Here is an 11,791-nt window from a genome sequence, read left to right on the forward strand (position 1 = left end):
ATGCGAGCTGTGTTAACATTTCGCCCGCGAACAGACCCAATAGCAGGGATAGAAAGGGCAAAGATTTGTGATCATTGGTCATTTTATAGAGACGGAGCATCCCGGCGGCGCAGAGCAAGTTTTACTTGATATATGTGAACGTCTTCCAGAAAAAGGATGCACACCTGTACTGTTTCACTTTTCCCACCCATGGTTGGCTTCGGAATGTGAAAAACGTGGCATTAGTCAGGTGCCAATCCCCTTCCCCAAATTATTCAAGAAATCCTACCTTCTGCCTATATTCGCTGTGCGAATGGCAAAACTTTTGAAATTTCATAAAGTAGACGTGTTGCACAGCCATCTATTTGGCCCAATAGTCGGTGGTTCCCTTGCGGCTAAGCTTGCAGGTATACGCCACATTGGCACCCTGCATGACACTTACATGATTGAAGAAAAACCCAGTAGGATTCAGCAAATCAAGTTGGCATCCGTGTTGGGCAGCCAATTGGTGGCAGTATCGCGCTCGATGCAGGATTTTTATATCAGCCGCCTAAATCGGGGCAAACGTGCAGTAGGCTGTATTTACAACGGGATCGACCTGCAAGAATTCGAGCCAACCCCAGCCAAACGCAGAACACTGAAATTTATTTGTGTAGGCAGGCTAGTACCACTGAAGCAGGTAGAAAAGGTCGCAGAGACCTTTATTCAACTGGCTAGAGATTACGACGTATCGCTCACTATCATTGGCGGTGGTGACACCGCAATAAAACAGAGATTAGAAAAGCTGCAACATGCCAATCCCCAGCTCAATATTGAACTCGCCGGCCAACAGTCAAACGTCAGTAAATGGCTGACCGAGTCCGACATTTTCGTTCAATACTCAACAACCGAGGGACTGTCACGCAGCATTATTGAAGCTACAGCCGCTGGATTACCTTGCATTGTGAGTAATGTAGGGGGCAACAGTGAAATAGTAGAAAATGGCATTAACGGTTTTCTGGTAGACCCTGACAATTCGGACGAACTAATCAACGCAATGAAAAAGTTGTGCAATTCACCCGAATTACGCAACCGTTTTAGTGTAGCGTCCCGCCAAATAGCAAAAGAGCGCTTTTCAGCACCAAGCACACAAGCTCAATACCAATCGCTCTATGGAATCTCCAATGATTAAAGTACTAAAAAAAATATACAATCACTTCATTCGAAGAAAGCGCGAACTTTATATTCAAGATTTGGTAGACAAAGGGTTAAAGATCGGTAAGAACAGCATTCCAGTTGCAGACTTCTTTTTCGATCCCAGCCACTGCTTTTTAATCGATATTGGTGACAACGTAACCTTCGCGCCAAATGTCCGACTTATTGCACACGACGCTAGTAGCAAGTTTCTCACCGGCTACACCAAAATCGCAAAAATCACGATTCAGGACAACTGCTTTATTGGCGACTCAGTAATTGTTTTACCCGGCGTAACCATCGGAGAAGGCTCCATCATTGGTACCGGATCAATCGTTACCAAGGATGTGCCACCAAACAGTGTGGCTATAGGTTCACCCGCGAAGGTTGTTGATACGACAGAGAAGTATAAAAATAAACTCAAGTCACAAATGACGAACTCTAAGCAGTTCGACGAGTCTTATCACATTCAAATTGCATCTGAGTCTAAAAGAAAAGAAATACTAGAAAGCATAGAAGCTTCAGGAACTTGTTTTATAAAATAGCAATTTATAACATGGGAAACAAAACTCCTTGTTTTTCTACGAACTTAGTACTTGCAGATATCTTACTATATGCAGGAACTACAGCGCCGCAAGGAATATTGGCCCCCGGCAACACAACCACGCCAGTACCTAGCCAAACATCATCCCCAATAAAAACAGCTCTAGGCTCATCAACGGAATCAATTCTCTTCACACCAGGTGGCAAAAATATTTCATGTGCGTTTGAGTCCATAATTTGACAATTTGCCGCAACAAGACAGCGCTTGCCGAGAACTACTTTTTGTCTCGCATTGATACAGCTCGCATGAAATCTTGTTTCCTCACCAATGGATATGACGGCACCTGAACGAACCACCAGCTTCACTGGCGAGTACATAGATAAATGATAATCATCATTAAAAGAATTCAACAGCACCTTGCCGCCCAATTCCAAACGACCACCCTTTTCCAATAGCAAGACCGGCGCACCAAGCGTTCGCACATTTGAAAAAACAATATTAGGACTAAAAAAACGTTTCACTCTTAAGGCAAACCAACCCTCTATGAGAGACATTGCTTTTTTAATTTTTGTGAAATTCAACGCAATTCCTTATAGCACCTTTGAGACGACTGATCTGAACTTCCCCGCAGCATTTCTGGGTATTTCGTCGCATTTCACGACCTTGAACTCTATCCTGTCATCAAGTCTTTCGCGCAGATTTCCTTTGAGCCTATTGATTGGCTCTTCACCAGAATTACTATCAAGCACGACATTCAACACCAACAAATCAACAGCTTCCTGCACGATCTGGCACTCCACTATCCCAACAACACCTTTAAACGCAGGGTCTAGTCTTCCGACTCGACGTCCATCGGAAAGGGTTACTACATCATCCTGACGCCCTTCGATACTACGAATTTTCAACGCATGGGACCCCGCCAACGCGCTCGAATCATCAAGAACTGTAACTCTATCGCCAATTCGATAACGAATTAAAGGCATTCCTTCATTCACAAATCCAGTCAACACCAAGGCCCCTGATTCACCTGGCAACACATGGCGACCATCCTCTCCTAACACCTCTGCAATACCATAGAACGGGTTTGCAATGTAGTGCTCTATCGTCCCATACTGAGCGAGAAAACCCGCCATTTCTGCCTGCCCGTACTGATCATATACAGGGCAACCAAAATAGCCCTCCAAAAAGACACGCTGATGTTCATGTAGAGTTTCACTGGATGTGACGATGCATTTTAATCTTCCCCTATACCTGATTCCTTGGCTTAGGGCTAAACGAGAAAGCTCATAAATAGCAGAGGGATAAGAGTCAATAAACTCAGGCGCCCAACGCTCAAGATCAGCCATATAAGCGGCCGCAGTTGAGGAAGAAATATGATAACTCGAACACAAAAGCGTATTCATAGCATAGTTAATGCGACAAAACCTTTTTCTCTCACCATTAGAAAAAAGCTTACGCCCTGCAAATGTGGCGCTTCTATCAAGCGACGAAACACCACACTTCAATAAAAAGTTTTCAAAATGCGCATAATTTAACTTCAACGCATTCTTACTGCAGCTTATATTTAACGGAGCCCCCGAAGACCCACTGGTCTGAATTTCAACATGATCCCGCTCAGCAAGTCTGGCCTTAAATAATTCGGGAGAGCGGCGAACAATATCTTTATCTAGAATAGGAATGGATTTCAACATATCTGCTACAGACATGTTAGGTCGCAATGTCAAATTTTCGTAGCAATCCTGATAATAGGGCACATTCTTCTTTGCATATTCAAGCAGCTTAAACAATCTATTACCTTGATAATCAGTAACAAATCTTGAATCCTCAAAACCTATCGATAGATCTTTTACCTCATTAAGACACTGAGTAAAACCGGCCCCATACCGATCGGACTTCAGTCTGTACCCATAAAAGGATAGCGCGAAATCCTGCAACCTGGCGGGCAAGGCCATGTAAACACTATCTAAACTCAACATATTACTGACTAATTTCCCAATAGTCCTGAGCTAATTTTGCCCCTATCGCGCAAAAAGAATATTGGCATTCGACCAATTCGCGCCCCCTCGCTGCCAAACGGCTACGTTTATCTTGATTAGAAAGAAGATCAACAGTAGCTTCTACAAACTCATCTGCGCCGCTCGCGCATACAACACTTTCTCCATCGACAACATCAATACCTTCGCAAGCTATCGGATGCGCAACCATCGGAATCCCCATAGATAGCGCATCCAAAACTTTTAGCTTTGTGCCACCACCTACAAAAATAGGGCAAACATAAACTGCCGCAGAGTCTATATAACACCTAACATCATCGACAAATCCCGTGATAGTTACTTTTTCAGAAGAAACATATTTTCTAAGTTTCTCACCATCACGACCTACAATAGTCAAAGTTAGATCAGGCAGAAGCAATGACAACTTTGGCCAAACCTCTAACAGAAAGAATTTCATAGCGGAATAGTTTGGATACCAACCGATTCCACCAGCGAAAATCAATCCTTTTCGCATTGAAATATCAACTGATTTTGATCGAAAATAATTCACATCCACACCATTAGGGGCAACAACGCCTCCAACACCAAGATTAGACTTCATCCTTTCCCGGTCAAGATCTGAACAATAAACATTGAGACTTGCGGCCGAACAATACTTTGCCTCTAGCCGTCTAATCTTATATGCGTCTAGAAGAAAGTATATTTTTTTGAAAAAATTGGACTCCTCTCTCGCTCGCCTATACTGCATATCTGATTCGATATTATGATGATTTATTATTACTGTATTTGCTGGCAGACCAGCCACAGAATAACACATGCCAATTGAATCCAAATGGACAATCGCGTCTGGATTCTCGACCAATTTTTCCGCAATAATTGATTGAATAGCGGAAGACTTTACCCAGTATTCAATAAATGGCGATAAAGAAAAAAATGCCCCAGCAGCAGCAATGTATTTTTGAAGCGTATTTGTTACCGACCGATCTGCGGCGATAAATTTAACATCTGCAGCCAACTTAGACAGCTGCTCCTGGCAGACATCTAAGCCACGATTCAAATCACCAAAATTATCACGCACCAACCTATCACTTCGAATACATATTAGGTCTATATCAAAGTGATTCGAAAGCTCTTTCAACAGATTGTAACTTCTTTGAAGGGCGCCGCCTTTTGGGGGATATGGAATAAAATGCGAGACCCATATTAGCTTTCTATTCGCCATTCGAAAATCTTCCTTGACTCAAAATAAACTCCCATTCAGGCTTTATACTTAACAGTCTGCATTCGTCATCGGAGGGCATGGTGCGAGCTCATCCGGAATTCCGATCTTATCATTTCTATTTGGGTATGCGCCGAGATCACTACCATTTTTACCCGCGCCACGGGCCGGCGAATCCGGCATCAACCGAAAGTTACCACCAACAACATTATAAAACTTTGGATCACCCTCAATAGATGAAGACTCTGCATTGGATTGAACATCCATATCCATTCCTCGATAAGGCTTCAATGCCAAAGCTGATCGCCAAGCAGACAGATTCTGAAACACCTCTTCTTCGGCTGAGTAATAGAGCCCAGCCTGAACAGAAAATAGGGGATATGCTAGGTTGTGGTCCGTATACTTAATGCTTGGGCCATATCGTTTTGTAGGATTGGTAAATATAACTGAACTATAGATAGTTCTGAATGCAGGTGACTGAGCGAGATCCAAGCCCTTCTGAATGTTCGTGCTCACTCCGTAAAAAATATTATTATATATTTCTACATTTTTGGTTCCACGAACCTCAATGCCACCTGAGTTCACAACGGTATTATTGAAAATCTTCAAACCGTTTGCTTGAACTGATGACTGATAAGTATCGTCATCGTAAAAACCACCGCAGTTATAAACAATGTTCTGTGATATTACATTATCTACGTGATGACCTGGCGCTGTATCATTATTGCTCAGCTGTATGGCGTCGAGAATTGTATCGTGAAAATAGTTCTTCCGAATAATCGTGTTCCCTCTACTCTCATCATCTGGATACTTGTAATAGATGCCATTCGCTGCGTTATATATCTCATTGTTTTCTATCGTAACTTCCCACATGCGATAGGAATGAACCCCTGCGCCATTTTCCTTCGCCATATCGCCGCCAACTCGTATATCGTGAATCAGGTTATTGGCTATATAAGCCTTTCCTACTCTATCGGCCCTTATACCGCCGACGTTTGTACCTGACGGCCCGTCAATCGTATGTATATGATTGCCCACGACGGAAATGCCGTAGTTTCGTGACACAGAACCGCTTTGAATCCAGACTCCAGCAAACTGACAATTGCGGAGCTCAAAGCCACGTATCTCCACATACTCAACCCCGTAAATTGTAAAACAGGGTGCTTGCATATTGTTATCTATGACAACGGACTTTCCCTCTACCGCTTTGAATACAATAGGGCTATCAGAGGTTCCAGAATTCTTGGGCCGAATACCCCACCATTGCGTACTCGGCGGCACTGGATCCGGTTCGCTATATACTCCCTCATCTACATAGACCGTATCACCAGCAACAAGATTTTGGGCCGCATGCTGAATCGTTAACCAAGCTGAAGACGGCGATAGACCATCATTGCTGTCTGAACCTGCTTTTGACACGTAATATTGCTCAGAATACGCTACTTCGGCAGCTAAGAACGAGCACAGCGCTACAAACAGGACTATGACGTTTTTAATTAATAGATTCACTTGACGGACCTCTCGACGCAGATAACAGCAAAATCGACTAGATAATACTAGTGGAAGCGGCTGTAGTCTGTTGTCCATTTATCAATTTCCGTTTATAACTTTTTTGTATAGCTCTATCGTTTTTAAGTAATACTGACTTCTACCATATGGCCCACCCTCACTAACGTTAACAAGAGCCGCTTCTGCAAGCTCTTTCCGCAACTGAGGGTCATCCATAAGCGTTAATAGCTTTTTCTTGAGGTCATCAATATTTTTAGACTCAAAAAGCAATCCGTCTTTCATGTCTGTAATGACCGTTGGAATGCCTCCAGCGGCTGCCCCTAAACGAGCAACACCGCAAGCCGCAGCCTCAACCAAAATTCTACCCATTGCCTCAGATCTGGAAGGAAGAACCAAAATTGATGCGCGACCTAAAACTGCGGGCATCTCAGAACGATCGATCGGCGGCTGATAGACAATTCCATCACAATCCAAAATCAAATTATCAAGAATAGTTCTGTCTGGAAACCAACCCAATATACGAAGACGCCAATCTCTCCTTTCGCTATAGATCTTTTTAAAAGCCTCAACCAGCAAGTCAACCCCTTTCCTATACAGCGGGAATCCAACGAATAGAATTTCATTTTCCTGCTTGCGCGGAGTAAATCTGGAGACATCGACATAATTAGGAAAAACACTTACCTCAAGATGCTTTACATCATTTGCAAAATAGTCAAGCTGCTCCTTGTAAAGCAACTTGGCTCCACCTGCATTTTTTAACACGAATCGCTCAACTGTACGCATCATGAACAGCTTCAAACTCTTTGATAACCCTTTTGGCATATCTACGTAATTATCTTCGCCAGCATAGTCCCCGTTCACTTCAACCATCAGCTTTGACTTGAAGATCCACTTCATGATCACACCAAGCAGGCCAGTCTTAGTTGGATCGTAAGTTGTCACCAAATCTACGTTCTCTTTACCACGAACCGCCCTCACTTCGCGAATCGCCATAAAAAGCATTCCTATGGCAGCGACCCATGATGCAGGCCGCCTAGAGGCCATAGTATATATTTTAAAATTAGCGTATTCGTAAACTGCATCCTTATTCGAAACAGTAAACACCAAACCACGAAATTCCTTAGACAAACTTTCAACGCGCTCTTTTAGATCGGAGGATACGTTATATCTCGGCCCTGGAAATAGCATTACAATAAATGGCAAATCAGTTTTTGAATTCATTTGAAACCCTTTTCTCACGAACCAGAAGCTCTAAAACAACATACAGCGCGACAACATGCCACACCACTGGATAGTACAAAGTTGTAATGAACAAGCTGGATATAAAATAGCCCACTAGACCTGTAAATATGATTTGATAGTATATGCTTGATTTTCTATCTAACCCGCTATTTTCCATCCCCATTTTCATGCATCTTCTTAGCACCCCATAAAAACAAATAATGTAAAGCACAGTTCCTAGGGTTCCAGTCTCTGCAATAATGGTGAATGGCAATGAATGCGCCCATCGACCGCCAAGTGATTTTCTATTTGGGTCATACTCTGGATGAAGATATTCATAGTGAGAGACATTATACGGGTAGTTATTCGCGCCCACCCCAACAACTGGATTGTGTTTATACATTATCCAGGCTATTTCCCAAGAGTATATCCGCTCGTTTCTAGTGCCATCACTAGAATCAAAGATACTTACAATTTCCTGTTTATAGTGATCACCGCCTGGAAAGAGTGGCAACGAAATAAAACCAATCACGGAGAACACTACGCCAAAGATCATTCCCTTTATTATCTTTCCAGAAAAGTATAGCAAGCATCCTATAACCGACATCAAACCAAGAAAGCCGCCTCGAGAAGAAGTAACAACTATTGCAAGGGATATTACGAGCCCAGCAAGCCCCCAAAATATTTTATGCTTAGCCCCACTCCCCAATTTATAAACACCAACTGAAACAGCAAGGCCAACACAGAGAGTAGCGGCAGCATCATTTTCATCCCAAGTAAAAGAGCCGGCCCCCCTACCTCCGTTTTTAAATACTACAATCGCTAGAATCAACGACACTATTCCAAAGGCTGGAATAAATCGCTCAAAATTATTATTAGCTAGAAGAATTGCAATAGTCGGAATAATCGCTGTAAACAAAAAAATTATGTAGGTCAAAGACTTATCATATGCGTGAAAATTGTTGACAGCAAAAGGGATGTTGACGATCAAAACAAGAGTAAACAGTGCGTAATACTTAACCTCTCGGATTTTTAGGACTTGCCAGATTCTAACTTTAGTCAAAACAATAAATACCATCATGACACCTAGCAGCCCTGACAGGCGCAAAACTGACAAAGCAGGTATCATTGAATTCTGGGGCCGACAGTATTCCATAAAATAGTAGGAAACAAGCAACAAAAATGCCCATTTGGGCATATCTGCGGACTTGATGATTCGGTCAATCTGACTCATTTCTTTCTTATAATCTCCAATAGCGCTCTAATATCAGCTCGCATAAAAACTATAATTAGCAAGCCATAAATAAGACCGCCTGATGCCACAGCGCAGATCAACCTAAGCAATGGTGACAACTCATCGTATAGGATCGACACGCACCATAGAGACACTATAAACACAACATTAACTAAGATCACATCTATAAATGATTTTAGGAATTCCCCAATGCTAGAACTGATTCGCGGAAGCACATACTTCAAAATCTGTATGTAAAGCAACGGATATACGAGCAGTAACGCAAGAATCATTCCCTCAAGATGCCATTGAGCCCCAACAAGCATGGCAATCAATGACATCACAGCCAAAGTTATCTGAAATTTAAATACTTCGTTTACTCGGCCAATACTTTCGAGGAATCTTGGCAACAATAACAGTGAGACAGACATAGCCGCTACGCAACAGACCAACTGCAACGCAGTTTTCATTGGCAGCCACTTATCGGTCAGCACTATGAGAATGAGATCTTCGGCAACAAACGCCGCGCCCAGTAGAATTGGGTAAGAAACAAATACCAGATACCGGTGGAACCTGAACAATAAGTTCTTAGAAAGCTCCACATCATCCTGAACTTTTGAAAGACTGGCAAACGCTATACTCTGGAATAAGCCACCAATTTTATCCGTCGGCATTCTAGCCAGCGTTTCAGAGAACTGGAGGTAGCCGGTGCTCACCTCCCCCAGTACGCCACCGGAAACAATCACGCTTGTTTTTCCATTGAAAAACTGAACCATTCGGGACATCATTAATCCAACGCCAAAGCGCGCAATCGGCTTTACCTCCACCCAGGAATAGTGAAAACTTGGTCGCCAGGAAGAACCATAAAAATAAATGACAGTAAGCACCAGCTCACCTGCGAGCGTGGAAACCACCAAACTCCAGATCCCATATCCTGACCAGGCAAGCAAAAATGCCGTTAGCGTGATAATGAATCCACCCGTCATTCCGGCTAGTGATGTGAAACGGAAGTCCAGCTCTTTTAATTTGATTGCACGAGGAATGATACTCAGCCCGGAGATTAACAAAATGAACGCAGCCACCCTGATAACGTCGGTGAGCATAGGGATGGCATACCATTTCGCTATAAAGGGTGCCAGACAGAAGAGGATGCCGAACACCAAGCCATTGAGGCCCATGCTCAGCCAGAAAACCCCGTCCATCTCGGCTTTAGTCACGCCCTTTTTTTGGATCACCCCGGCACACAATCCAAGCCCGCCCAGCATAAGTGACAAGCCCACAAAGATGCCAGATATCGCAACGATGCCATAATCTGCCGGCGCTAATACGCGTGCAACATAGATAGTAGAAATCCAGGAAAAAACCTGAGCAGAAGCTTTGCAGGCGGCCTCCCAGGCAAAACCGGAAACCAGCTTTTTATGAAGATCCATTTCTGCCATATGACCGTTATCCCTGTGTCATGCCTTCAGCTTGAAACGACCACCGAATAGCGGCCAAACGAGGGCATATATTGTAAAACGATTTAACGCTGAACTATACTGGTTTTTTGACGATAAGGAGGCAGCGTTGATCAGCTTGCTACGCCAAAGGATACAGGCACTTAGAATCCAACGATTGCTAAACTCACTCCACCGCTCCGCCACCATCGGAGATCACTTCGAAGTTGACGGCGGCGCCTCTATCTGGAACGAGTCCAAAGATCCGACCAAGGTGGTGATTGGCCACCATACCCGGCTAACGCGCTCCACCATCGTGTGCAAGGCTAATGCTAAAGTACGAATCGGCAACTACAGCGTACTGCAAGACAGGGTCGCTATTCAGTGTGCCAGTGAAATCACCATCGGGAATTACGTCGGCATCGCCTCCGGCACTGTGGTATCTGATAACAACACCCATGCACTTGGCGCAGAGAACTGGATCAAACACCGGATAACAGTGGCGCCTGGCGGCCCTGGTTACCCGGGGCTCGGCAATGGATGGGAACTCAGCGACAAGGCGCCAATCGTCATTGCAGACGCAGTCTGGATTGGCGCAAACTGCAGGGTATGCAAAGGTGTCACCATTGGTGAAGGAGCGGTTGTAGCCTCCCATTCGGTCGTAACCAAAGATGTTGCACCCTATACGGTCGTTGCAGGCAACCCCGCCAAACCCGTCAAACAGCTTGATGCGCCATCAGAAGCCATAGAGGCCATTGCAGCCCGCATCCTGGCTGAGCAAAACGCCTCAGTGAGCCGGTAATACAGCCTTTAGCCCGCGCACCAAGGCACGGTACCCCTGCTCATTCAGGTGGAGACCATCCGCCTCATAATATTCTGCTGCAGGCAGGCCATCGGCACCCTTCAAGAATGGATTCGGATCAATGAAGCGGCAATTAGATACAGACCCGCAGAGCTGCCCTGCAGCCTGGTTATAGCCTGTGATTCTGTTATTAATGCCATTGCATCCACTTGCAAACAACTCCAGCTGCAGCCCAATCACATTGATATCCGGGCTTTTACCAATAAACTCCAGGGTTGCCGCCAAAGCTCTCAACGTTTGCGTCTCTCCTGCATCACACAAGTCATTGTAGCCTGCAAGTATATATACCGCAGCTGCGTGATGAATCTTGGGATACTGATGCAAACGGTGTGAAAGCGCTGCCAAAGTCTCACTGCCTATGGACAGGTTGATCGAATTAAGCGCCACCTGAGATACATCAAGGCCCTGCATAGTGGAAGCACCGAGAAATACATGCGAGCTCGAAGTGATGGATCGAGCCAAGCGCTTATGGTGATCAGCCAGTACTTTCCGATAATTTGCATAGGCATCCGGACGCCCCACGCAAACATACCAAGTGGTTGCAAATGCCAACAGGCCCAGTAAGCTAGCGATACCTAGCAATTTGATCCAACTGGATTTCCCTAACCACCATTGCATTT

Annotated in this window: 11 protein-coding genes; 3 read left to right on the top strand and 8 right to left on the bottom strand. The window is 44.4% G+C overall.

Annotated features, from left to right (window positions below):
* Positions 1-67 precede the first annotated feature (67 nt).
* Together M5M_RS08640 and M5M_RS08645 are read left to right on the top strand one after the other, a co-directional pair.
* The gene (locus M5M_RS08640; RefSeq protein ID WP_016389312.1) at positions 68-1,150 is read left to right on the top strand and encodes a glycosyltransferase family 4 protein; all 1,083 of its coding nucleotides are present in this window, start codon (positions 68-70) and stop codon (positions 1,148-1,150) included.
* Positions 1,143-1,697 carry an acyltransferase gene (locus M5M_RS08645; protein ID WP_015047111.1) on the top strand — a complete coding sequence of 185 codons (555 nt, stop codon included), beginning with the start codon at positions 1,143-1,145 and terminating at the stop codon, positions 1,695-1,697. The genes M5M_RS08640 and M5M_RS08645 overlap by 8 nt, the downstream gene beginning before the upstream one ends.
* Positions 1,698-1,701: 4 nt before the next feature.
* On the opposite strand, the gene M5M_RS08650 is transcribed toward M5M_RS08645, so the two are convergent.
* From M5M_RS08650 to M5M_RS08680, 7 genes are all read right to left on the bottom strand, one after another.
* Positions 1,702-2,277: an LbetaH domain-containing protein gene (locus tag M5M_RS08650; protein WP_015047112.1), complete on the bottom strand. Its 576-nt coding sequence runs from the start codon at positions 2,275-2,277 to the stop codon at positions 1,702-1,704.
* Positions 2,278-2,286: 9 nt separating this feature from the next.
* The gene (locus tag M5M_RS08655) at positions 2,287-3,672 is read right to left on the bottom strand and encodes a phenylacetate--CoA ligase family protein (RefSeq protein ID WP_015047113.1); all 1,386 of its coding nucleotides are present in this window, start codon (positions 3,670-3,672) and stop codon (positions 2,287-2,289) included.
* A gap of 1 nt (position 3,673) precedes the next feature.
* The gene (locus M5M_RS08660; protein ID WP_016389313.1) at positions 3,674-4,912 is read right to left on the bottom strand and encodes a glycosyltransferase family 4 protein; all 1,239 of its coding nucleotides are present in this window, start codon (positions 4,910-4,912) and stop codon (positions 3,674-3,676) included.
* Positions 4,913-4,960: 48 nt separating this feature from the next.
* The gene (locus M5M_RS08665; RefSeq protein WP_015047114.1) at positions 4,961-6,418 is read right to left on the bottom strand and encodes a right-handed parallel beta-helix repeat-containing protein; all 1,458 of its coding nucleotides are present in this window, start codon (positions 6,416-6,418) and stop codon (positions 4,961-4,963) included.
* An 81-nt stretch (positions 6,419-6,499) separates the two neighbouring features.
* Complete coding sequence (locus tag M5M_RS08670) at positions 6,500-7,639, bottom strand: glycosyltransferase family 4 protein (RefSeq protein ID WP_016389315.1); 1,140 nt, start codon at positions 7,637-7,639, stop codon at positions 6,500-6,502.
* Positions 7,623-8,873, bottom strand: coding sequence for an O-antigen ligase family protein (locus M5M_RS08675; protein WP_016389316.1), 1,251 nt, complete (start codon positions 8,871-8,873; stop codon positions 7,623-7,625). The genes M5M_RS08670 and M5M_RS08675 overlap by 17 nt, the downstream gene beginning before the upstream one ends.
* A complete protein-coding gene (locus M5M_RS08680; RefSeq protein ID WP_015047118.1) occupies positions 8,870-10,312 on the bottom strand; it encodes a lipopolysaccharide biosynthesis protein in 1,443 nt (480 codons plus the stop codon). The genes M5M_RS08675 and M5M_RS08680 overlap by 4 nt, the downstream gene beginning before the upstream one ends.
* 175 nt (positions 10,313-10,487) lie before the next feature.
* Here M5M_RS08680 and M5M_RS08685 point away from each other — a divergent pair, with 175 nt between their 5' ends.
* Positions 10,488-11,111 carry an acyltransferase gene (locus M5M_RS08685; protein WP_162141173.1) on the top strand — a complete coding sequence of 208 codons (624 nt, stop codon included), beginning with the start codon at positions 10,488-10,490 and terminating at the stop codon, positions 11,109-11,111.
* On the opposite strand, the gene M5M_RS08690 is transcribed toward M5M_RS08685, so the two are convergent.
* Positions 11,097-11,789, bottom strand: a complete 693-nt coding sequence (locus M5M_RS08690) for an SGNH/GDSL hydrolase family protein (protein ID WP_015047120.1) — start codon at positions 11,787-11,789, stop codon at positions 11,097-11,099. The genes M5M_RS08685 and M5M_RS08690 overlap by 15 nt on opposite strands.
* Positions 11,790-11,791 lie beyond the last annotated feature (2 nt).

It is taken from the genome of Simiduia agarivorans SA1 = DSM 21679 (genome assembly GCF_000305785.2).
Classification (GTDB): domain Bacteria; phylum Pseudomonadota; class Gammaproteobacteria; order Pseudomonadales; family Cellvibrionaceae; genus Simiduia; species Simiduia agarivorans.